Here is a 23888-nt window from a genome sequence, read left to right as displayed (position 1 = left end):
CGCCCCCACCGTCCCCCTCCGTTGATCATGAAGTTATTGCTGCGACACGCCGCGGCAGGTGGCAACAACTTCATGATCGACAGCGCGGGGGTGGGGGGTGGGGGGGTGGGGGGGTGGGGGGGTGGGGGGGGTGGGGGCCGGGGGGGGGTTAGTCGACGGGCCAGGTGTGGACTGGTTCGTTGGTGCGTTGGAGTTCCGCGTAGCGCTTGACCATGTGGTGCAGGGCTGCCGGGCGGTCCATGCCCCGCTGTCGCTCGGCCGACCAGACCGCCTCGGTCTGCCAGACGGAGCCGTTGCGGCCGGTACGGCAGCGCTGCTCGATGATGCCGAGGAGCCGGTCCCGCTGCGCCGGGGCGACACCGAAGCCGTCCAGCCCGGTCGCGGCAACGGGCAATAGCTGGTCCAGCACGAGCTTGGTGACCGGCACGTCACCGATCCGGGGCCAGTGCAGCACGGCGTCCAGACCACGACGGGCCGCCGAGTGGAAGTTCTCCTCGGCCGACGAGAAGGTGAGCTGGCTCCAGATCGGTCGGTCGGCCTCGGCGAGACCACGGACCAGCCCGAAGTAGAGGGCCGCGTTGGCCAGCATGTCCACCACTGTCGGACCGGCGGGCAGCACGCGGTTCTCCACCCGGAGGTGCGGGCGGCCGTTCATGATGTCGTAGACCGGGCGGTTCCAGCGGTAGACCGTGCCGTTGTGCAGCCGCAGCTCGCTCAGCTGGGGCACTCCGCCGGCGTGCAGCACCTCCACCGGGTCCTCGTCCTCGCAGATCGGCAGCAGCGGTGGGAAGTACCGGACGTTCTCCTCGAACAGATCGAAGATCGAGGTGATCCAGCGTTCGCCGAACCAGACCCGGGGACGTACGCCCTGGGCCTTGAGTTCTTCCGGGCGGGTGTCGGTGGCCTGCTTGAACAGGGCGATGCGGGTCTCGGCCCACAGTTGGCGACCATAGAGGAAGGGCGAGTTCGCCCCGACCGCCACCTGCACTCCGGCAACGGCCTGGGACGCGTTCCAGTAGTCGGCGAAGCTGTCCGGCGCGACCTGGAGGTGGAACTGGAGACTCGTGCAGGCCGCCTCGGGGGCGATCGAGTCGGTGTGCGTGCGCAACTGCTCGACACCCCGGATGTCGAGCTCGATGGCCTCGCCCCGGGCGCCGACGATCTGGTCGTTGAGCACCCGGTAGCGCTCGTTGGTGGAGAGGTTGTCCTCGACGAGGTGCCCCTCGGTGAGGGTGGGCAGGATGCCGACCAGGACGATCTTGGCGTCGGACCTGGCAGCACGTTCGTCGGCCCGGGAGAGGCTGCTGCGCAGGTCGTGTTCGTAGTCGGCGAATCCGGCGTCCTCGATCAGCCGAGGCTCCGCGTTCAACTCCAGGTTGAACTGCCCCAACTCGGTCTGGAACAGCGGATCGGCGATCTCGGCGAGGATCTCCTCGTTGCGCATCGCCGGCTCGGCCGCCGAGTCGACCAGGTTGAGCTCGATCTCGAGGCCGGTCATCGGCCGGTCGGCGTCGAACCCGAAGTCGTCGAGCATCAGGGCGAAGACGTCGAGGCACCGCCGGACCTTCTGCCGGTAACGGACGCGGTCCTCCCGGGTGAAGGCGCCCTGCGAGACGTCCCTGCCCATGTGTCCTCCCGACAACCGGCGCGGTCGGGATCATGCCGTCCCGGAAAGCGCATTGTGAACCATCAACGGTAAGAGCGCTCGCCTGGCCAGAGCCAGAGGCCGACGACGGTGGTCCGACGCCGGCGGGAGCGGATGCGCTCGTGGCGCCATCTCTACCCCGTCGGCGTCGTGCGGGACCCCGCGTTGGCAAGAACAAGTCGTGACAATTCACACGTGCCTGGTACGGACGACGCCGGGCCCGCGCCGACGTACGGCGCGGGCCCGGCGTACCGGTGATCCGTGGGATCAGGCCTGGCGGATGCCTTCGCCCTCGATCTCGATCTTGATCTTGCGGCCGACCAGGACGCCGCCGGTCTCCAGGGCGACGTTCCAGGTCAGGCCGAACTCCTCGCGGTCGATCTCGGTGCTCGCGGAGAAGCCGAAGACGTCCTGGGCACCGAAGGGGCTGCGGCCCACGCCCTCGAACTCGACCTCCAGCTCGACCGGACGGGTGACGTCCTTGATGGTCAGCTCACCGTTGAGCACGAACTCGTTGCCGTTGCGGGACTTGACGCCGGTGCTGCGGAACTCCAGGGTCGGGTACTTCTCCGCGTCCAGGAACTCGGGGCTGCGCAGGTGCGCGTCCCGGTCACCCTGGGTGGTGTCGATGCTGGCAGCCTGGATGGTCGCGACGACCGAGGACTGGAGCGGGTCCTCGGCGATCGTGATGGTGGCGGTCGCCTCGTTGAACTCACCGCGGACCTTGCTCACCATCATGTGCCGGGCGACGAATCCGACCCGCTTGTGCGCCGCGTCCAGCACGTAGGTGCCGGCCGCCGGGATGGTGAGACCGTCCCAGTCGCGGGTAACCGCGTCGATGCTGCTGGTCATGACTGGTGTCCTCCAGAAGATTGTTTAGTAGCCCAACGACTGCTTGGGCAAATATAACCGCAACAACATTCCCCGTGTCAAGTACTGGTAGGATGAACGAGTGACCAACGTGTTCGACGACCCCCGGATCACCGCGGTTGGCCTCCTGTACGAGGCCCACGCCGGGCTCTCGGCCCGGTTCGCCGCCCAACTTGAGGAGCACGGCCTCTCTCAGGTCGAGTTCGAGGTGATTACCCGCCTGGCCCGCTCGCCGGGCAACCAACTGCGGATGACCGACCTCGCCGCACAGACCTCCCTGTCCACGAGCGGGGTGACCCGCGTGGTGGACCGGATGGAACGCGACGGGCTACTCACCCGCCGAGCATGCCCGAACGACCGTCGCAGCTCGTACGCGGTGGTCACCACGTCCGGGATGCAGCGGCTCGACGAGACGCTGCCCGGGCATCTACGGATCATCGAGCAGTGGTTCACCGGCCAGCTCGAACCCGAGGCGCTGGCGGCGCTGCTCGACGGCCTGCGACGGGTGCGGGACGCCGTCCATCCTGGCGCCACCGCCGGCAGCACCGAGCAGGAGATGGCCGACGACTGCGACCCGACCTGACCGCTGGCCCGCAAGAAGGGCGTCCGGGCGACACCGGCAGAAAGACCGGCAGAACTGACCTTGTGGACCGGACAAACCTCTTGAAGAACACCTTTTTCCCCGGCAGCGGTGGCAGGCTTTCGCCCACCGGGGAATCACCGGGGGGTGACGGCGCGGGCGAACAGCGAGGGGTAGCACCAAGGGGGCTCTTCGCCCGCGCCACTCTCGACCCGGAAGTCCCCTACGGGCGACAGGCGTCCATTCACCGTTCGGTGGCTCCGCCCCGCGCGGCGATCAGTGCGTAGAGCAGACCGGACTCCTGCGGCAGCAGTCGGATGCCGGTGTCCTCGCAGACCCGGTCGAGACGATCGAGGACGGCCGGGTCGCCGGTGCTCGCGGCGAGGCCCACCAGCGCCTCCACCACGTCCCGCCGGTCGTGACCGGCCTCGACGGCGGCGGCGAACCACTCGGCCGCCAACTCCCGATCACCCGCGTGCAGCGCCAGGTTCCCCTCGGTCAGCGCGCAGATTCCCACCTCCGGCCCGCTCCACGACAACACCGTGTCGTCCGAGCGTGGTCGCGGCAGCCCGACCCGCCCGGTCCACTGCTGCCCCGGCGCGGCGAGCGTCGCCTCGGCGGTGCCCACGCGCAGTTCGGTGAGCACCTCGGTCGCCTCCGTGACACGTCCGTCCTGAGCGAGCGCCAGGCCGACCGTGCCCAGCACGCGCCGGCGATGACCCGGGTCGCCCAGCTCGAACAGCGCCGCGACCGCCCGCCGCCCCTGGTCGACGGCGTCGGCGTACCGGCCCTCGAGGCGGGACACTTCGGCACGGTTGGCCCAGGCCAGCACCCGCAACCGCTGCTCACCGCCCTCCGCGGCGAGCCGGTCCACAGCAGCCAGCCGTCGGCGCGCCGCAGCCAGGTCGCCGACGCGGATCTCGTGCCAGGCAAGACTGTTCTGCGCCACCGCCAGATCACGGGTACGCCCGTTGCGGGCGGCGAGCCGGAGCACCGCCTCGGCCTGTTCCCGCGCCTCGTCGTGCTCGTCGACGCTGGTCAGCAGCGCGCCGAGCACGCTTCGTGCCTCCAGCTCGCCGGTCACGTCGCCGGACTCTCGGAAGACCTCCAACGCGGCGCGCGCCGTCGGGACCTCGTCGGCCTCGGCACCGTGTTCGGCGGCGAGCCGCGCCACGCCGAGGCTGGCCCAACCACGCAGGATCGGGTCCGCGTCGGCGGTTCGCGGGTCGGCCAGCAACCGCCGCAGCCACTGCCGCCCGGCGACGTCGCGCCCACGAAAGCGCCACCAGCGGGGTAGACAGGCGGCGAGCCGCAGCGCGGTCAGCGGATCGTCGGAGGCCGCGTGGGCCAGCGCGGTGCTGATGTCGCTGCTCACCTCGTCGAGCCGGTGGACCGCGTCGAGCATCCGGGGACCGGCCAGTTCGGTGGCGGTCCGCGCCACGAGCCGGGCGATCACCTCCGCGTGTCGACGTCGTACGCAGGTCAGCTCACCGCCACCGACAGCCTGCTCGACGGCGAAGTCACGGACCGTGTCGAGCAGACGGAACCGGAACGGTCCGGTGCCGCGAACGCTCAGCAGGCCCAGCTCGACCAGGCGGTCCAGCAGTGGAACCGGGTCGATGGCGACCGTGCCGTCCCGGTCGGCCTCGTCGGTGAGCATCTCCTCGGCCATCTCCACCGACCACCGGTTGCCGAACATGGCGAGTCGCCGCAGCGCGTCGCGCTCGTCCGCGGCGAGCAGGCGGTAGCTGGTCGCCACCGCGTCCCGCAGGGTCACCGCCACCGCCGCTCGCGTGGCATCGGTGGCGTACGGACGGCGGGCGGCCACCTCCGGCCCGTCCCACCGACCCCGGGTCGGGTCGGTCGAGGTGGTCAGGTCCAGCACGCGGTCGCCGTACCGGTCGAGCAGTTCGGTGAGGTCGAGCAGCCGTCCCCGAGCGGCCATCAGCTCGATGGCCAGTGGCAGGCCGCCCAGCCGGCGGACCAGCGCGGCCAGCGCCGGTAGCTCGTCGGGGCTGGGCGGCTCCCGACGGACCTGGGCGAGCCGTGCGATGAACAGGGCGACCGCACTCCACGAGACGAGCGTGGCCGGGCCGGAGTGCTCGGCGTCCGGCGGCGGCACCTCGAGCGGGGCGACCGGCCAGACCCGTTCGCCAGGCAGCCCGACCGGGTGCCGTCCGGTGACCAGCACCCGCAGTGACGGCAGTGCCGTGCCCAGCCGGTGCACTGTCTCGGCCACCGGGCCGGGAGCGCGTTCGACGGCGTCCATGACCAGCAGCGCCGGCCGGCCGGCGAGACGGGCGACGAGTTCCGGCAGCCGGGCGGTGCCGAGGACCGTCATCGAGGCGGCGAGCACGTCCGGCGCGTCCGAGCCCTGGCCGACCAGCACGCCGGCCACACCGCCCGGATGGGCGCGTGCCGCCGCGTGGGCCACGGCGAGTGCGAGCGCGGTCTTGCCGACACCGGCCAACCCGACGAGGCTGACCAGCCGGGGGCCGTGCTCCGCGGTCAGCATCGCGGCCAGCTCGGTGACGTCACGGTCGCGTCCGATCAGGGCGACCGGGGGCGGAAGCGCGACCGGCGCGTCGGCCGGTGTCGCGTCGGCCGTCGATGCGCCGCCGGGCGTTCCCGAGATGACATCCGACCCGGACAGCTCACCGCCGAGCGCGCCACGAGCCGTGGCCAGGAACGCCACCCGGGCGGCGCCGGCGAGCCCCAACGCCGAGGCGAGCAGATCGACTGTGGTGCGCTGCGGTCGAACCGAGCGGCCACGCTCCAGGTCCCGCACGGTCCGCACGCCGACCCCGGCACGGGACGCCAGCTCCGCCTGCGTCAGGCCGGCGGAGCGCCGGTGCGCACGGAGCAACTCCGGCAGCCCGGTACGACCGTCCGGGCTCCGCGACCGTCCATGATCCGGAGTCATGGGCACGAAGAGTACGGTTCGCCTCCGACCATCGGCAGTCGAACGTCGTCCTGCCGACGTCCGCTCGCCGATATCCGACAGCCGAACGGTTGATCGACAGTGGCCGCTCCAGTACTGCCGCGGACCCGTGTGTTCCGGTGGGGTCAGAGACCCAGATCGCGGGCGATGATCATGCGCTGCACCTCGCTGGTGCCCTCACCGATTTCAAGGATCTTGGAGTCCCGCCAGAACCGGGCGACCGGGTACTCGTTCATGAAGCCGTAGCCGCCGTGGATCTGGGTGGCCTCGCGGGCGTTGTCCACCGCGATCGTGCTCGCGTGCAGCTTCGCGATGGCGGCCTGCCGCTTGAACGGCTCGCCGGCCAGCATCCGGGCGGCGGCGTCGTAGTAGGCCAGCCGGGCGGTGTGCGCCTTCAGCTCCATGTCCGCGATCTTGAACTGGACGGCCTGGTTGTCGCCGATCGGTCGACCGAAGGCGTGCCGCTCCTTGGCGTACTTGATGGACTCGTCGACACAGCCCTGGGCGAGGCCGACGGCCAGCGCGGCGATGGCGATCCGGCCCTCGTCGAGGATCCGTAGGAACTGGGCGAACCCTCGGCCGCGCGTACCGAGCAGGTTGGCCGCCGGCACCCGACAGTCGTCGAAGGTCAGCTCGTGGGTGTCCGAGGCTGTCCACCCGACCTTGGAGTAGCCGGGGGCCACCGTGAATCCTGGCGTACCGGTCGGCACGATGATCGTCGACAGCTCCTTGGAGCCGTCCGGGTTGGTGCCGGTCACCGCGGTGACGGTCACCATGGCCGTGATGTCGGTGCCCGAGTTGGTGATGAACGCCTTCGAACCGTTGATCACCCACTCGTCGCCGTCCAGCACGGCACGCGTCTGGGTGCCGCCGGCGTCGGAGCCGGTGCCCGGCTCGGTGAGCCCGAACCCGGCAAGCGCCTCGCCGCTGAGCAGCCGGGGCAGCCAGGTCGCCTTCTGCTCCTCGGTGCCGAAGCGGTAGATCGGCATCGCGCCCAACGACACGGCCGCCTCCAGCGTGATGGCCACGCTGGAGTCGACCCGGGCCAACTCCTCCAGAGCCAGACACAGGGCGAAGTAGTCGCCGCCCATCCCGCCGTGCTCCTCGTCGAAGGGCAGGCCGAACAGGCCCATCTTGCCCATCTGCCGGATCACCTCGTACGGGAAGGTGTGTCGCTCGTAGTGCTCGGCGATGACCGGGGCGACCACCTCGCGGGCGAAGTCCCGCACGCTCTCCCGCAGCGCCGCTTGTTCGTCGGTGAGCCGGAAGTCCATCGCATCCTCCTGGTGGGGACGGTCCGCCGGGCGCTCGTGACGCCGGGACGGGTGGCTGTGCGGGTCAGACCGGGGTGACGCCGTGCCGGCGTCGGGAGAAGTGCCGGTCCTTCGTACGCGCCGCCGCGAACCGGCGGACCAGCTCCGTACGCAGGTCGTGGGGCTCGACGATGGCGTCCACCACCAGCTCGCTGGCGAGCCGGACGACGTCGATGTCCTGCTCGTACTCGGCCCGCTTGGCGGCCACGAAGGCGGCCCGCTCGTCCGCGTCCTCGATCGCCGCGATCTTGTTGGCGTAGACGGCGTTCACGGCGGCCTCGGCCCCCATGACCGCGATCTTCGCGGTGGGCAGCGCGATCGTCGCGTCGGGTTCGAAGCCGGGGCCGGCCATCGCGTACAGGCCCGCGCCGTACGCCTTGCGGACGACCACGCAGATCTTCGGCACGGTCGCCTCGGAGATCGCGGTGATCATCTTGGCACCGTGCCGGATGATGCCCTGCTTCTCGACCGCGCTACCCACCATGAAGCCGGGGACGTCGCTGAGGAAGAGCAGTGGCACGTTGAACGCGTCGCAGAGCTGCACGAACCGGGTGGCCTTGTCGGCCGAGTCGACGAAGAGCACGCCGCCCTTGAACATCGAGTTGTTGCCGACAACGCCGACGACCTGGCCGTCGAGGCGACCGAAGCCGATCGTCAACTCCTTGGCCCACAGCGCCTGGATCTCGAAGAAGGAACCCTCGTCGAGCAGGCCCTTGACGTACCGTCGCATGTCGAACGCCTGCCGCTCGCTGGCCGGCACCAGCGCGGCCAGGTCGACCTTCGCGGACGCGGCGACCGCCGGCGCGGCCGGCGGCGCCTGGGTCCAGTTCGCCGGCAGGTACGACAGGTAGGTCTTCACGACGTCGAGCGCGTCGGCCTCGGTCTTGCAGAGGAAGTGACCGACACCGGATTCGGCGGTGTGCACCTTGGCTCCGCCCATCGCCTCCAGGGTGGTCTTCTCCCCGGTGACCATCTCAACCATCCGGTCGGAGCCGAGGTACATGCTGGCGTTGCCGTCGACCAGCGCGACCACGTCGCAGAACGCCGGGATGTACGCCCCTCCGGCGGCGCTCGGGCCGAACAGCGCGCAGACCTGCGGGATCGAGCCCGAGGCGCGGACCTGGTTCCAGAAGATCTTGCCGGCGCCACGGCGACCGGGGAAGAGGTCGACCTGGTCGGTGATCCGCGCGCCGGCCGAGTCGACCAGGTAGACCATCGGCACGCCGGCACCGTAGGCCCGCTCGATGATCCGGATGATCTTCTCGACGGTACGGGCGCCCCAACTGCCGGCCTTGACGGTGGAGTCGTTGGCCATCAGGCAGACCTGCCGGCCGTCGATCGTGGCGGTGCCGGTGACCACGCCGTCGGCGGGCAGGCCTTCGGCGAGCGCGTTGGCGTAGAGGCCGTCCTCGACGAAGGAACCCTCGTCGACCAGCAGCGCGACACGTTCGCGCGCGAAGAGCTTGCCCTTGGCCTCGTTGGCCGCGTGGTACTTGTCCGCGCCGCCGGACCGGGCCCGCTTGCGCAGTTGCTCCAGCGCCTCACCGTCGAGCGTCACGCCGACTCCCTCGCCCGTGTTGACCTGAACGATCGTTAGGCTATCGCATTCGCACACCCTCCGACGACCCGCGCGGCATCCACGCTCCTTCCCGTCAAACATTGAAATCTATTAATCTCTGTGGATAGGCTCCTGACACCCCCTCTTGGATAGGAGTCAACGATGACCTCACGACTCAGTCGGCTCGCCGTCGCGTTGGTCGCGACGGCAGGTGCCACGCTCGGCGTCACGGTCGCCAACCCCGCGCCCGCGTCCGCCGCGATGACCATCTGCTACAACACCAGCCAGGCAGGCGCCTACGCCGGCACCGCCAACCAGTCCGCCTCGATCTGGAACAACGCCACCAGCAACCTGACGCTCTCCGCGAACTGCGGCTCGAACCTGCGGATCTACCAGATCACCGGCGGCGGCTCGTACGCCGTGCGGACCAGCCTCGGCAACGGCCGGGTCTACATCGACACGCAGCAGGCGGCGCAGTACAGCCCGCTACGGATCATGACCCACGAGATCGGGCACATCCTCGGTCTGCCGGACAACTACAACGGCAACTGCGCGATCCTGATGTCCGGCGGCAGCGCCGGCACCAGCTGCACCAACCCGTACCCGAGCACCGCCGAGGCGAACCGGGTGAGCAGCCTCTTCGCCGGTACGTTCAGCGCGACCGACCGCAGCGCGGACATCTTCCGTGACAGCTGGCCGGCGCCGCTCACCACGGTGGGCTGACCGAACCCCCGCACCACGAAGGGGCCGGCGTGTTCCGCCGGCCCCTTCGTCGCGTCCTCAGCTCGGCATCGGCGTCAGCCGGGTACGCGGGCCCGCCCGCAGCACGCCCGAGGGCAGCTTCTTGCCGAGCAACTCCTCGGCCAGCTCGGCCACCTCGATCAGGGCGTCCAGGTCGATGCCGGTGTCGATGCCCATGTCGTGCAGCATGTGCACCGCCTCCTCGGTGGCCAGGTTGCCGCTGGCGCCCGGCGCGTACGGGCAGCCGCCCAGGCCACCGACGCTGGCGTCGAACTCGGTCACCCCCAGCTCCAGTGCGGTCAGCAGGTTGGCCAGCGCCGTACCCCGGGTGTTGTGGAAGTGCAGCAGCACCGGCACGTGGGCGTTGCGGTCGCGTACCGCAGTCAGCAGCTCACGGACCCGACGCGGAGTGGCCATGCCGGTCGTGTCGCCGAACGCCACCCGGTCCGCGCCGTCGCGGACCACGCGGTCGACGATGCCGGCGACCCGCCCCGGGTCGATGTCCCCCTCGTACGGGCACCCGAAGCTGGTCGCCACGATCACCTCGACCCGCGCGGAGGCCCCGTGCAGGAGGTCGATCAGCTCGGCGATGTCGTCCAACGACTCGTCGGTCGAGCGGTTGACGTTCCGGCGGTTGTGGGTGTCGCTGGCCGACACCACCACCTCGATCTCGGTGAACCCGGCGGCCAGGGCCCGCTGCGCGCCCCGGGTGTTCGGCACCAGCGCCGAGTACCGCACGCCGTCGGTCTTCGCCGCCCGCCGCCACACCTCGTCGGCGTCAGCCATCTGCGGGATCGCCTTCGGGTGCACGAACGACACCGCCTCGATCCGGCGTACCCCGGTGGCGGAGAGCGCGTCGAGGAGCCGCACCTTGGCGTCGGCGGGAATCGGCTCCTCGTTCTGCAACCCGTCTCGCGGCCCGACCTCGCGAATCAGCACGAAATCCGGCAAGTCAGCCAATTGGTTACCTCACTGTCACGAGGGCGGTACCCGGGTTCCGCCGGCTGGGTGCCACCAACACTTGGGTCAGCCAGGCGATCAGTGACGCCGGCGACCTTCCGTGGACCACTCCGTCCGGTCGTCCTGGGATTCGTCGCCGACCGTAAGCGCTTGAGTGGGTGCGGCCGTTTCGACACCACGCCCACCAAAGCTCCTCGGGGCGTTTTCAAGGTCAGGGTATCGCCATTCTAAGCGAGTTCAAGTATTTGAGTGATCGCTACGGGTCTCGGTTGTCTCGGCGCAGGACTGGTGCGATCGAGGACGCCGTTGAGGTGTTATCGAGGGCACGGGGCGCGTCGCCGGCCGCAGCCAGGGGACACCACACCCGGCTGATCTTCCCGACACCGGTGAGCCCGGCTCCGCAGCTCGCTCCGATGACGCCGTCTCTCACGTACGTCGAGGTCGCCGGCAGCCTACCGGCGTCAGACGTCAGCTCACTGCAGGATCAGACGCGCCAGAGGTCTACTGTGACCGAGCCCGCCGAACGGCCAGCGCCGCCCGCCCATCACACCCGCAATGCTGCCCACGCTGGCGCATCGACTGCCGCCACGACGACGCCGCCCCTTTTCCCACCCGAGCGCTCCCGCACCGAGGCGCGGTCGACGCCGTTCACGTCTACGACGACGCGTGCCTCCTGGTCAAGACAGAGGTGCGGGTCGCGTACTGGGACAAGCCCCGGACTGGATCGGCCCCGAACTGGCCAACCTCTAACGCCGCTACGCCGAGATCAGCGGCCACACCGGGAATATGGTCACAGAGTCTGGCTTGACCCTTTGCCGCCAAGTGCCATGCTCAGGTGCTGTCGCAGGAAAGTAGGAGCGAGTGACGGTGACAGCGCGTGTGAATTGTCCCGAATTCCTCACTACCTGGGTGGACTCTGGCTCTTTCGTGAGCCAGGAGCCAGGGTCGGTGCCGGCAGAGGTGCACGACGCCACGCCCGCGCCGGGCCTGCATCTGGTCCACACCGCTCCGGCCCTGGACGGGCTTGCGGTAGTGGCGCGGACGTTGTTGACGCAGCCGCTGAGCGTCGTCGCCCGGATGGTGGACGCTCCGCCGGCGTCAGTCGCCGCCGCCCTCACCCTGGACGGGGCGATCGCCCGCACCGGCACGCTTGGCTTACCCGTCCTTGTCACCGGCAACGCCCTGGCCGGCGCAGGCAGTGATCGGGTCCTGCCGATCGACATCCACGGGCGTCCCGCCACGCCGGACACCGCCGAGTACGTACTGGTTCTGCCGGCCGTTCATCTGTTCGCCAAACATCCTTCCATCGCCGGCACAGGCGCCGACCTCGACCTACCTGCTGTCCTCGCCGGCGAGGACAGGGACGTCGTAGCTGTCGCGACCAGTTTTCCCGGCCCGCCCGTTCCGGCGGGGATCGTCCCGGATGTTCGTGATGCCTTGGCCCCGGTGCTGCGCCTACGCGGCGGTGCCACACAGGGCGATCGACTTCGCAGCCTGCCCGCAGCGGGGGCTCGTAGGATCGCTTCACGGCCCGATCGGGCCACTTTCGAGCAGCTTCGCCGCTATATCGAGACCGCAGCGAGCGAGTCGGCTCGGCAAGCCGGGAAGCACCTTTCGCCAACCTTGACCGCGGCTTTTGGCCTCGAACTGGAGATTCCCGGGGTCACCGTTCCATTCCGGAGCAGAGGCGAGGTCTTGGCCTTCGGACCAGGATGGCGTCTTGAGCCTGACAACGTTCCAGGGTCGACCAACACCGGCGACCTGGAATTCGTGCTGTCACCCATGTCGAGCCTGACGGACGGCAGAGCGGCGACGAGGGAAATCATCGCGCTGGTCGCGGAAATTCGGCGAATAGCATTGGATAGCCCCAACCGGGAGGTTATCCTAAGCGCCGCAGCCACACCCCTGTCTAGTATCACCCTTGCAAGAGATACCGTTTTACTGGTTGGGGACATAAACTTCGGGGCCAAACTGCAAGCGGCGTACGGCATCGGTCTACCACAAATATCAGGAGCTGTAGACAGGCTGCTTTCGAAGGCGCAGTCACGCGCTATCCATCGGGCGACGCAGATGGTGGCCCAGATGCACGAGACCCGGTTCTCCAAGCCGCTGTCGCGGAGCGCAGAAGGTTTCGTAGAACTTATCAACATGTACCGCTCACGCGCTGCACATACCGGACCAAGGCAAGGCGGCAGCGTTCATTCTTTGTTCGGGCTGATGGCGCGCAGCGATTTCACCTCTATCTACGAACGCCTCCTCGACGACGCCGATCGTCGCGACATCAGGAGGTTGCTCCTACCGGAGGCGGCAGGGGCTGTGCCGCTGTTTATGGAGGCCCTTTCGCTCGACATCGCCGACCGTGTCTTCAAGCAAGCGTCGAAGGGCGTGCCAGCTCCATCCCTGGCCAACCATTCGGCGCTGATCCACACCCGCTTACAGCGACTCGCAGCCCTTAGGTCTCCGGATTTGAAGATCGTGACCGACGTAAATAACATATTGCTAGTGAATCATATTCCACAGATGCCGGCGGCTATTCTCGAAGCGGCCGACAGGCTGCGTGTGCGGGATCGGCCCGAACGGGCCGCCAGCCTACTGGTCGAACACTTCAGTAACGAGTATGGCACGCAACGCTTACGGGGCGTCGCCACCCTCGGTGACCGCATCCGTGAGACGCTGGGCCAGACCGATTCGCGAGGCGGACTGTTCAGGAATTCCGGCGAGACTGATGCGGTACGCGTATCGCGGACAGTGCACCTGGTGGACGCGCTTACTCCTTCTCATACCGCAGCTGCTCCAACGCCGGTGACCGAACCGGCAACGTCGGTGACCGAATTGATCCGGCAAAGCAATCTATCCGTCCTACGCACGGCCGACTCGTACGCCGTGATTCCGTCCCGGTTCGCCGACGACGACGCAGCTCGTGCGGCATACCCGTGGCTAGCGGGAGTCAACCCGGATCACTCGAGCACCAACTGTGTGCTCACCGCGATCGTGTCCGACATGAACGCCGGGAGCTCGGACTTCGATTGGGTGGCGGGAACCGCCGACCCGGAGCACGAGGCGCATCTGGTCAACTACCAGCGGCAGGAGTTGGGGCTACCGCAGGACGCGATACCGCCGGTGTACCGAACCAACGTGGAGGCCGCTCGTGCGGCAATGCAGGCCGCGCCACTCGGGTCACGAGCGATACTGCTTGTCCGTGACCCGGCGCTCGAAGCCCTCGGGGCGATGTCCCACGCCTTCAATGTGCTGCACGACGAGCACGGAGTGGTCTTCCTGGACGGACAGCAGGGCGGCCGGGCCCGAATCCCTACCTACGCCGGGGAACAATTCCTCCTGCCCCTGACTGCGCACATTCCCGCACCCGCCGGAGCCGAGACAGTCGACCCCGGCGTTCTCGACGAAGCGGCGGCAGGCCTCGGCATCGAGGCCGAACGTGAGGCGATCGTGGTACCAGTGAAGCGCACCGACAGTAAACTTGTCGCGACTTGGCGCCCGACAGCCGACGGACCGGTTCTCATGTACACGAAGCTCGATAAACGGAGCTATTTCGAACGCATCGATGGGTACTTGGCCGGGAAAACCGATCGGCCCCAAAACGGAGACGGAAAAAGGCTCCGATTTCCGATCATCGAGGATGTTACCCATCCGACGCTGGTCTATCCCGACGGTGACGTGGGCCGCCCCGAATGGCAGCAGGTAAGCCGGGAACTCGAAGCGATTACCGAGCGGCTCGACCAGGCGCCATTGTGGAGGAGAGGTTCCATCGGGGAAGGCGCGGCGATAGAGAAGATCTATCCGCCGGAGGCCGGATGGGAAATTAACGAGGATTTTCAGAACGCCCGAGTGCTCATCGCCCGCCCAAACAAGGGGGACTACATCCAGTGGAATGTGGGCGTACCGCTCGGCGATGGGGTCGATCTGGTGCGATGGCTCCTCAAGGAGGGCCGCATTTATCAACCTGTCTCCCGCGACATACTTCGTGAGGGCATAAAATTTGGCGGCCTTATCGCTGCCCATTACCTTGATGTGAATCCCGCAGACGTCGACCGTTATCGGTACGAACCTGGCGTCGCCGAGATCTGGGACTTCATGACCCACGTCTACACGCATGCCTCCGCTGTTTCCTTCCACGTCTACGGGGATTTTCCTGAAACTTCGGGCCTATTGAAGAACCGGTTGGCAATCGCGCTACGAAACCCCTTGGCTGCCGTCCGCGCAGCCCTACCGGCACCAGCGCGCGGATACCTTGAATACGCTGCCACCAAAATTAAGCGCCAATGGGTCAAAATACGCGGCGCCAGCTTGAGGGCTCGGCACCCATCCGACAGTTGGACACCGGCACTCCGATCCGGAAACCTACTTGATCACGCGATTCCAGGAGCGACGAACTTCTCGATTGGCGACTATCTCGACAATGCACTTCTCGCCCGACCAACGCAGCGATTCCGCCAGCACGACGTCCTTGGCATCAACAGCGGAGCGCGTCGCAGCGAATTCGAACAGCTCGACAACAACGACGGGCGGATGAAGGACGTCGCGGTCTATGAGATCCGTCACCTCCTCGACGGAGCCCTGTCGCACGAGCAGATGAACGCGGTCCAACTGGAGCTTGTCAACCGTCTGCGCAACACTCGGAAAGCTCGCGAGGCATACGAGCGCGGCGAGGGCTTACCGCCCGGCACCGGGCCGGCCGAACGGGCGCCCTGGATCAAGCTTGCGAACGACCTTGCGTACCTCGTCGAGGCATTGCACCAACCCGAGTGGCGCGACAATCTCGAGCCGGTCGGCCGGGAGCTCTTGAAGAGGATCTCTTGGCCACTCGGAACCCTCACCTCGGGTTTGGGACACCAGGGGTGGCAGAAAGCACTAACCGCCGTTGGTGGTCAGCAACTACGCGGGCTTCGGGAAAGCCTCTGGCGGACGCATGCGGGCGACGACAGGTTGAGCGGAATTTTGGAGCGGATCGACCAAATCGCGCTTCAGTCAGCTTCCATAGCCGCCCTACAGTCCGGCCGGCAGAGAGACCTCGCTCGGGACGCCGTAGACCTGTTACCTGAGGCAGCGCAGCCGAACGCGTCACCGGACTCTCTGCTACGCCTGCTCGCCGAGCACCCGGCTGAAACCAACCGCAAGCTGGCAGAAAGTCCATCCCACGAACGCACGTTGACCTCGGCCATACTGAGCGAACTCACCTCGCCCACATGGGGCCGCACCTTCGTCATGCTTCCCGCCGCCACGGCTAAGCGGCTCGTTGACGGAGAACGCTTCCTGCTACGGGGTCAACATGAGGACTTCAACGTCATCCCAGCTGGATACGCAGTGGTGGTTGTGGATTCATTCAGTCGAGTCCCAGCAGACTCCCAGCCCGAACTGAGATTCATTCTTCCAGCAGACGGCTTGATCGCTCTGAAGCAGTCCTGGCCGAACGTCGCCCATTTTCGTTACGACCATCCTACCCAGGTGGCCACGCTGGAGAGGTTGCTGCCCGACGGGATGTTGGAAGACGCGCTACTGCCGCCGGGTATCCGCCGGTCGGAACGTGTCTATTGGGTCGGCCACGTACCATCGGAGGAAACCGAAGCGGAAATTCGCGAGGCGTCCAAAGACTTCGACGGTCCGGTCATTTTCTTGGGCGCCTACAGGCGCGGTGCGGAGGCTGCCCCCAGACACGTACATGACGCCCGCCACCTGGCGCAGCTTTTTGCCCTCAAGCGGCAGCAACCAATTGTGGTGACCAATGCAAAGATTTCTCCCGCGCTGCACGCACTCTCGGCCACGTACGGCTTGAGCATCCTGCACCCCGTCATCCGCCCAGCCAAGACAAGCGAGGGTCTGGCAAATCTGAATTTGGACATCTTTTGGCGGTTGACTGGGGGCAACGGTACTGACACGGAGTTGTCTACCACCTTCGCTGCATGGTTTTTCACCAGTGCAGCCAAATCTGTCAAGCTGGCCAAGAACACGCCTAACTGGGCAGTCGGTGGACTGCTCCTCGCGCCGAACAAAGCCGCGAAGCTTGAGTCGCTCGCCGAATTTGGGAAGCAGCTCACCAAGGAGTCGGCCGTCAACGAGCTGGCGGAGATCGTCAAGCGGGTGGACGACGATCCGTGGTTCCGTAAGTTCACGCCACTGTTGGGCGAGATCGGCAAGCATGGCAAGGCCGAATTCGTACTCGACTTTCAGGAACTGGGCGGCGAAGACCCGACGAACCGCACCCGCCTGCTGATCGGCGAGCGGGGCCATATGATCGATGCTGGCCTACGTGAAAAACTCATTGAAGATTCGTTCGGTGAACATGAAGCCCGAGGAGCGGCCACCGCACTGCATGCGGTGGACCTAGTTGTCACCGGTAGAACGGCGGCCGCTCTGCAGTACGTGAAGGATCACTCCCACCGCCTGTACAGCGCGGAGAAACAGCACTGGGTAAACGCGATCCACGACCTCTCGAAGGCCCATCCGGACAGAGCCTCCGATCTTTACGCGCTCGCCACAGAGGTCTTGAACTGCCGGCCTGACCCCGTCCAGGAGTAAGCTAGGTCAGCGCATACGACCAACGATGCCGGTGTCGTAGGCGCCGGAGCGGAACTCCTCGTTCTCCAGCAGCTCGGCGAAGAACGGGACGTTGTTCTTCGGGCCCTCGATCTGGAACGCCGCGACCGCGTCGCGAGCCCGTTCGAGCACCTCGTCGCGGGTCGCGCCGCTGACGATCAGCTTGGCCAGCAGGCTGTCGTAGAACGGGGTGACCGTGTTGCCCCCGGTGTAGCCGGAGTCCACCCGGACACCCTCGCCCGTCGGCTCCACCCACGTCCTGATCACACCCGGCCCCGGCAGGAAGCGTTTCGGGTCCTCCGCGTTGATCCGCATCTCGATGGCGTGCCCACTCGGCACGAGCGCGTCCGGGTCGAAACTGGGCGCCAGCCCGGCCGCCACCCGCAGCTGCTCCTCCACCAGGTCGACGCCGTAGACGTACTCGGTCACCGGGTGCTCCACCTGCAGCCGCGTGTTCATCTCCAAGAAGAAGAACTCACCGGAAGTGGGGTCGAGCAGGCATTCCACCGTGCCCGCGTTGCGGTAACCCACTGCCTCGCCGGCCCGGACGGCCGCCGCCAGCAGGCGTGCGCGCAGTTCCGGCGAGACGGCCGGCGACGGGGACTCCTCGACCAACTTCTGGTTGCGCCGCTGCACCGAGCACTCGCGCTCGCCGAGCGCCACCACCCGACCGTCGGCCAGGCCGAGGATCTGCACCTCGACGTGCCGCACCCGAGGAAAGTACCGCTCGATCAACACCGAACCGTCGCCGAACATCCGCTCGGCGAAGGCACGCACCTTGTCGTACTCGGTGCGGAGCGTGGCCTCGTCGGCGGCCACGCCCATGCCCATGCCGCCGCCACCGGCTGCGGCCTTGACCATCACCGGGTAGCCGATCTCGGCGGCGGCCGTCACGGCCGCATCCAGGTCGGCGGCCGGGTCGGTGGTGCCGGGCGCGACCGGCACGCCGGCCGCCGCCATCAGGTTCCGAGCATTGATCTTGTCGCCCATGGCGGTGATCGCATCCGCGCCGGGCCCGACCCAGACCAGGCCGCTCTCCATGACGGTACGGGCGAACTCGGCGTTCTCCGACAGGAAGCCGTAACCGGGGTGGATGGCCTGCGCGCCTGTCGACTTCGCGGCGGCGAGGATCGCCTCGACGTTGCGGTAGCTCTGCGCCGGGTTGGGCGGGCCGATGAGAACGGCCTCGTCCGCCTCGACGACGAACGGCAGGTCGGCGTCCGCCTCCGAGTACACCGCGATCGCGCGGATGCCGAGCCGCTTGGCGGTCCGGATGACCCGGCGGGCGATCTCGCCCCGATTGGCGACCAGCAGTGACTCGATCATGTTTCCTCCCGGCGTCCGGATGTTGGGACGATGTCAGGGAATCATGACCGGCGCACTTCTGACGAGTCGGATCAGGCGAGCAGTGCGGCCAGGGTCGCTCCGCGCAGCAGCTCGGCACGTCGGCGACGGTCCACCTCGCCGCCGAGGAACGGGGTCGAGTTCATCAGGCCGAACGCGGCGTGCGCCAACACCCGCGCCTCACCGTCGGGCATGCCCGGGTGCAGCGCGGTCAGCACCGTCACCCACTCCTCGACGTACATCCGCTGCAGGCGGCGGATCCGTCGGCGCGGCTCCTCCGGCAGGCGGTCCAGCTCGTGCAGGTGCAGCGCGATCACCGCCGGGTTGGCCAGCGCGAACTCGACGTGGAAGTCGATCAGCGACTCCAGCACGCCGCGCGGGTCGTCCGGATGCCCGGCGGCGCGCTCCCGGCCGCCGGTCAACAGCCCCTCGCTCACCGGGATCAGCGCGGCGGCCAGCATCGCCTCCTTGCCGGCGAAGTGGTGATAGAGCGCCGGACCGGTCACCCCTGCTGCCGCGCCGATGTCGTCCATCGACACGCCGTGGTATCCACGGGCGGCGAACAGACCGACCGCGATCTCCAGGATCTCGTCCTTGCGGGACCGACGCCGGCCCGTACCCGTCGCACCCCGCGCCTGCTGTTCCACCGTCACCGGGCAAGCGTAGACCGCGAGCTGGGAACGGTGGGCGATGGTTACCGCACGGTCCAGTCGGTGCAGCGGTCAGTCGTCCGGGTCGAGATCGTGCTCCTGTCGTAGCGCAGCCGCCTCGGCGGGCCGGTCGAGCAGATCCAGGGCACGGGCCAGCAACCACGCCGTCTGGCGGACCGGACGCGAGCCGGCCGGCAGCCCACCGAGTACGCGACGCAGCAGCGGCTCCGCCTCGGCCGGCCGATCCAGTCGGAGCAACAGCTCACCGACGAGCGTCTCCACCTGGGCCGCCTCACCGAACGCCTCGATCGACCGCAACCGGTCGGGCACCCCGGAGAGCCGTTCCAGCGCCTCGTCCAGCCGCCCCTCACCGGTCAGCACCCGCGCGCCGGTCTCGGCCGTCATCGCCAACTCGTACGTCACCGGCGGCTCCGGCTGCCCGGCCAACACCCCCGCCAGCCCGTCCGCCAGTTCGACGGCGTGCACCGCCTCCGGCAGGTTGTCGGACCAGAACCAGGCGTACGCCTCCCGACGGCGGGCGCGCAGTTCGTCCAGCGGAAGCTCGGCGAGCCGGTACGCGGTGGCGGCGGCGGCGAACCGCTCGGCGGCCACGGCGTCCCGGTCGGCGTCGTACAGGATGCCGCCGGCCTCCTCCAGCACCTGAGCCCGGTTGGGCAGGTTGTCCGGGCCGTCGAGGTTGACGGACAACTGCTCCAGCAGGGCCAGCGCGGGGTCGATCTCGCCGAGCCCCGCGTAGACCCCGGCCAGCAGATGCCGGCAGCGGTCGGCCTCCGCCTGGGCGCCCAGCCGGTCCAGGCCGAGCACGGCCTCCTCGGCGACCTCGGCCGCCTCCGCGAGCCGACCCACCACCCGGTACGCGTTGGCCAGCTCCCAGCGCAGGAACGCGTCCCCCTCGGCACCATGCTCCACGCAAATCGTCACCGCCTCGACGAAGTCGTCCACCGCGTCGGCGGCCCGGCCGGCGGCGAGCAGCGCCCGCGCGCGGGCGACCCGTACGGGCAGCTCCGCGTCCGCCGGCGCCATCCGCAGCGCCTCGTCGCAGGCGGCCACCGCCTCGGCCGGATCGTCGACCGTCCTCGCGCAGGTCAGGCAGGCTGCCACGACCAACTCCCCGACGCCCAGCTCGCGGCCGATCCGACGCGCCTCCTCGGCGGCGGCGCGGGCCTCGTCGACACGGTCGGACTGCTCCAGCAGATGCGCCCGGTGCAGCGCGACGCGGGCCCTCAGGTGCGCATCGCCGCCCGCGTCGGCAGGTATCCGATCCAGGGCCGTCAGGGCGTCCGCCCACCGATGCCGGTGCAGCAGCGCCAGCGCCAGCCGGTCGTGCCCGGCGGCACGCTGCCGGGCGTCGCCGAGCCGATCCAGTGCCTCGGCGGCCTCCCGGACCAGCGCGAGCCCCTCCTCGGCGTACTCGTCGACGCGGGTCAGCAGCACACCGAGTCGTCCCGCGACCACCTGGGCGGGCAACTCCTCACCCGCCGAGCGGTACAGGTCCAACGCCGCCCGGTTCAGCTCGACCGCGCCCTCGATGTCGTCCTCGTCGCCCCGCTCGGCAGCTCGCAGCGCCAGCCGGTGCGCGACCGTACGCGACGGCAGGTCGCCGGCACCGTACCCCTCGTCGTACGCCGCCAGCGCCGCCTGGAACGTCGCCCGGTCGTGTCGGCCCCAGCTCTCCTCGGCGACGGCCAGCAGCTCGTCGGCGTCGGCGGGCAGGGGCACGGTGGACGGCTCGACCGGCGCTCGGCCAGCTCGCTCGGACACGGGCATCGCCGCGTCGGTCGGTGCGTCCCCGCTCGGACGTACCGTACGGCGACGGACGCTCGCGGAGAGCGGCAGGTGCTCGCCGGGCCGTACGGCGAGCCGACGCGCGATCCACTCCGACTGGTGGGTGGTCCCGTTGCGGACGTCGAAGCGGGCGGCCAGCTCGGTCGCCGTACCCGCCAACTCGTCGGCCAGCGTCGGCGCGGGCACCTCGGCGGCCGGGCGGCCCTCGGCGGCCCGGCGGTAGACCGTCGCCGCGCCGGCTTGGCGCAGCGCGGCGGCGGCGGTGGCCGCGAAGTGCATGGCAGCGGCCGGCGACGGCGGTCGGTCCAGCCAGTCCAGGTGCCGCTCGACCAGCTCGACCGCCCGCGCCTCGTTACCGGTGAGCGTGCAGAACTCGATGTGGTCGCCGATGTCCCACAGGTCGGCGAGGCTGCCGCGCAGCTTGCGGTACGCCTCCCGGTGCGCGTCGCGCGCCGAGGAACTGCGGCCGGTACGCAGGTAGGGCAGGAGGAGCGCAGTGAGGATCGCCTGCGGTTGCTCGGTGCAGGTCAACCGGCCGGCGAGCACCGGCTCGGCAAGGGCCACCGCCTCGGCGTCCCGCCCGGTGTCGGCGAGGTAGCCCACCTGGCTCGTCGGGTCGCACCCGGCGCAGTCGGACAGGTCGTCGCGGGGCGTCGTCTGCCACAGCCGGTACCAGTGCGCGGCGGCCTCGGCGTCGCCCACGTGGTCGGCTACCCGGAACCGGTGCTTGTGGACGGTCTGGAGGCTGTGCCCGCCGGCCCGGTAGCGCCGCTCCATGTCGTCGAGCACGGCGTACGTACGGTCCAGTGGCACCTCGGGGAACTTCAGCAGACCCGAGACCATGTACTTGAAGTGCCACAGCAACTGGTGCAGGTGGCGCTGGTGGTAGGGCTGCGAATCGCGGTCGAACTCGGACAGGCACCAGGAGAACGTCACGAACGACTTCGCCGGCTCGCCCCCGTAGACGTACCCCGTGGTCGCCTGCATGCGGGTGACGAAGGCGAGGTGCCGGTCGTCGACGGCGTCCACCCGGCGCAGCAACTGCTCCAGCGCGGCGATCTGCCCCGCCCCGTACGGCATGTCGGCGATGCCACGCAGCACCCGCCACAGGTCCTCGTCGCTCATGCCTGCTCCCGTCCCGGCACGGCCCGGCCGAGCAGGCCGAGGAAGGAATCGTTCAGCAGCGCGGCGTCGGCCGCGCGGATCGGATGGTGCCCGAGCAGCAGCGCCTGCCCGTACAACGCCTCGATGGCGAGCCCGACCAGCTCCGGGTCGCCCAGCATCGTGACCCGCCGCACCAGCGGGTTGCGGTGGTTGAGCACCAGTTGCGGGCGGTCCGGTGGCGCGGTGGCGGCGAGCGCGTCGAGCACCCCGCCCCACAGCTCGTCGGCCCGGTCGCGGCTCGCCGCGAGCTGGTCGTTGAACGCCGCCGACCGGCTCACCAGGTAGAGCGCGGGCAGCGAGACCGGGTCGTACGCCCGGATGACCACCTCGCAGCCGGAACGCTCGACGGCCCGCTGCGCGGCGCTGAGGAAGGGACGCAGGGCCAGTTCCACGGAGGGATCGAGGGCCTCGAAACGGGTGGTGAGGTCACTCGGCTCGAGTCGTTCGATCAGCACCGAGCGGTCCACCGCCGGCAGCCGCTCGATCAGCTCGGTGTCGTACGTGTAACCGGCGTTGACCACCGCCAGATCCTGCGCGGCGGCCACCGCGGCGAGCTGGCGGAACTCGTCGAGACTGGCCGCGTAGCGGAGCACCCCGTAGCGCTCCCGGAACTCGGCGAGGGTGAGCGTGCCGACATTGGTGTCCATCGGCCACCACCTGTCGACCAGCCGGAGCATGTCGTCGTCGTGCAGCGCCAGCGCCTTCACGCCGAGGTGGTGCACCTGGAGGAACTCGGCCAGCCGGTGCGGGTCGTGCCGCGCCAGCCGGACCAGCCAGCCGCGTACCTGGTCGCCGAGCGCGTCCCGGGTCGCGGTCAGCAGGGTATCCTCGTAGAGGGCCTCGCGGCTGGCCGTCGGGCGCAACTCGGTCGCGTCGACCACGCAGTGCGCGAAGAACGCCCAGTCCGGCAGCAGGCCGTCGGCGTTCTCGGTGAGCAGCATCCGCTTGAGGTAGACGCGGTGCCCGGCGCGCGCCGCCGGGTTCACCGGGGTGGGCAGGATGACGGCGACACCGGTCAGCCCCGCCTCGGGAACGCTCAGCGGCAGCACGTCGAACGGCTCCACACCGAGCGTCTCGCGGGCGTACGCGATCAACGCCGCCCGGTCGACGGGCGCTCCGGGCGTCGTCGGCCAGGGTGGCTCGCCGAGGGTGGTGACCACGTCGCCGACCCGGACGGTGACCGGCAGCAGCGAGCCGAAGAGCCGCGCCAGGTCGACGACGGTCGGGGTGCTGAACCACTGGTCGGCGTCGCGTCGGGGCACCAGCGTCACCGTCGTGCCCACCTCGGCGCGGGCGGCCTCCGGAGGCGCCACGGTCACCGCGTACCGGCCGTCGGCGTATCCGGTCCACCGGACCGTGGGGTTGTCGCCGTGGCGGGTCAACACCTGGATCTCGTCGGCCACCAGGAAGCAGGACAGCAGGCCGATACCGAACTGGCCGAGGAACTCGTGCCGGGAGAAGCCCAGCTCGTCGCGCTTGGAGCTGCGGCCGATGGTCGCCAGCAGCTCGTGCACCTGCGCCTCGGTCAGGCCCACGCCCGTGTCGTGCACCCGCAGGGTGCCGTCCCCGGTGACCTCCGGGGTCTCGATGCGGACCAGCGCCGGAGCGTCCGGCTCGCTCGTACGTCGGGCGGTGATGGCGTCCACGGCGTTCTGGAGCAACTCCCGGACGTAGACCCGAGGGCTGCCGTAGAGGTGATGGCTGAGCAGGTCGACCACGCCACGCAGGTCGACCTGGAAAGTGTGGTCCACGCCTGTGCTCTCC

General features: G+C 69.0%; 12 protein-coding genes and 2 pseudogenes. 3 read left to right on the top strand and 11 right to left on the bottom strand.

Translation table 11 applies throughout. The features are described 5' to 3' along the window. Window positions 1-148: 148 nt before the first annotated feature. Both ACGFH9_RS03200 and ACGFH9_RS03195 read right to left on the bottom strand, forming a co-directional pair. Window positions 149-1627, bottom strand: a complete 1479-nt coding sequence (locus ACGFH9_RS03200; RefSeq protein ID WP_393214520.1) for a glutamate--cysteine ligase — start codon at window positions 1625-1627, stop codon at window positions 149-151. 285 nt (window positions 1628-1912) lie between these two features. Further along, entirely contained in the window at window positions 1913-2497 is a 585-nt protein-coding gene (locus ACGFH9_RS03195; RefSeq protein ID WP_355242815.1) for a YceI family protein, read from the bottom strand. 100 nt (window positions 2498-2597) lie between these two features. On the opposite strand from ACGFH9_RS03195, the gene ACGFH9_RS03190 reads away from it, so the two are divergent. Next, window positions 2598-3098, top strand: coding sequence for a MarR family transcriptional regulator (locus ACGFH9_RS03190; protein ID WP_355242817.1), 501 nt, complete (start codon window positions 2598-2600; stop codon window positions 3096-3098). Between the two features lie 241 nt (window positions 3099-3339). Here the strand turns inward: ACGFH9_RS03190 and ACGFH9_RS03185 are convergent. The 4 genes and pseudogenes from ACGFH9_RS03185 to ACGFH9_RS03170 form a co-directional block, all read right to left on the bottom strand. Next, a pseudogene (locus ACGFH9_RS03185) lies at window positions 3340-4875 on the bottom strand (XRE family transcriptional regulator); the annotation flags it as partial. Window positions 4876-4962: 87 nt separating this feature from the next. Further along, window positions 4963-6018, bottom strand: a pseudogene (locus tag ACGFH9_RS03180) (helix-turn-helix domain-containing protein); the annotation flags it as partial. A 143-nt stretch (window positions 6019-6161) separates the two neighbouring features. Further along, window positions 6162-7310, bottom strand: coding sequence for an acyl-CoA dehydrogenase family protein (locus ACGFH9_RS03175; RefSeq protein ID WP_393214515.1), 1149 nt, complete (start codon window positions 7308-7310; stop codon window positions 6162-6164). Between the two features lie 64 nt (window positions 7311-7374). After that, on the bottom strand, window positions 7375-8907 hold the full coding sequence (locus tag ACGFH9_RS03170) for an acyl-CoA carboxylase subunit beta (protein WP_393214512.1): 1533 nt from the start codon (window positions 8905-8907) through the stop codon (window positions 7375-7377). A 162-nt stretch (window positions 8908-9069) separates the two neighbouring features. Between ACGFH9_RS03170 and ACGFH9_RS03165 the strand changes: the two genes are divergently transcribed. After that, window positions 9070-9630: a snapalysin family zinc-dependent metalloprotease gene (locus tag ACGFH9_RS03165; protein WP_393214509.1), complete on the top strand. Its 561-nt coding sequence runs from the start codon at window positions 9070-9072 to the stop codon at window positions 9628-9630. Between the two features lie 57 nt (window positions 9631-9687). Here ACGFH9_RS03165 and ACGFH9_RS03160 read toward each other — a convergent pair whose 3' ends face one another. Continuing rightward, window positions 9688-10599 (bottom strand): hydroxymethylglutaryl-CoA lyase, encoded by a 912-nt coding sequence (locus tag ACGFH9_RS03160; protein WP_393215246.1) that lies wholly within the window; start codon window positions 10597-10599, stop codon window positions 9688-9690. Window positions 10600-11556: 957 nt separating this feature from the next. On the opposite strand from ACGFH9_RS03160, the gene ACGFH9_RS03155 reads away from it, so the two are divergent. Next, window positions 11557-17142 carry a hypothetical protein gene (locus ACGFH9_RS03155; RefSeq protein ID WP_393214506.1) on the top strand — a complete coding sequence of 1862 codons (5586 nt, stop codon included), beginning with the start codon at window positions 11557-11559 and terminating at the stop codon, window positions 17140-17142. A gap of 6 nt (window positions 17143-17148) precedes the next feature. On the opposite strand, the gene ACGFH9_RS03150 is transcribed toward ACGFH9_RS03155, so the two are convergent. The 4 genes from ACGFH9_RS03150 to ACGFH9_RS03135 all read right to left on the bottom strand — a co-directional run bounded on the left by ACGFH9_RS03150 (window position 17149) and on the right by ACGFH9_RS03135 (window position 23875). Next, window positions 17149-18486, bottom strand: a complete 1338-nt coding sequence (locus ACGFH9_RS03150; RefSeq protein ID WP_393214503.1) for an acetyl/propionyl/methylcrotonyl-CoA carboxylase subunit alpha — start codon at window positions 18484-18486, stop codon at window positions 17149-17151. A gap of 71 nt (window positions 18487-18557) precedes the next feature. Next, complete coding sequence (locus ACGFH9_RS03145) at window positions 18558-19157, bottom strand: TetR/AcrR family transcriptional regulator (RefSeq protein WP_393214500.1); 600 nt, start codon at window positions 19155-19157, stop codon at window positions 18558-18560. 69 nt (window positions 19158-19226) lie between these two features. After that, window positions 19227-22085, bottom strand: coding sequence for a hypothetical protein (locus ACGFH9_RS03140; RefSeq protein ID WP_393214497.1), 2859 nt, complete (start codon window positions 22083-22085; stop codon window positions 19227-19229). Next, complete coding sequence (locus ACGFH9_RS03135; protein ID WP_393214494.1) at window positions 22082-23875, bottom strand: HSP90 family protein; 1794 nt, start codon at window positions 23873-23875, stop codon at window positions 22082-22084. Before ACGFH9_RS03135 ends, ACGFH9_RS03140 begins: the two co-directional genes overlap by 4 nt. Between the last annotated feature and the right edge of the window lie 13 nt (window positions 23876-23888).

The sequence above is a fragment of the Micromonospora sp. NPDC049102 genome (assembly GCF_043197485.1).
Classification (GTDB): Bacteria; Actinomycetota; Actinomycetes; order Mycobacteriales; family Micromonosporaceae; genus Micromonospora.
The sequence above is the reverse complement of the archived record's forward strand: the minus strand, read 5'-3'. Positions and strand labels throughout refer to the sequence as shown.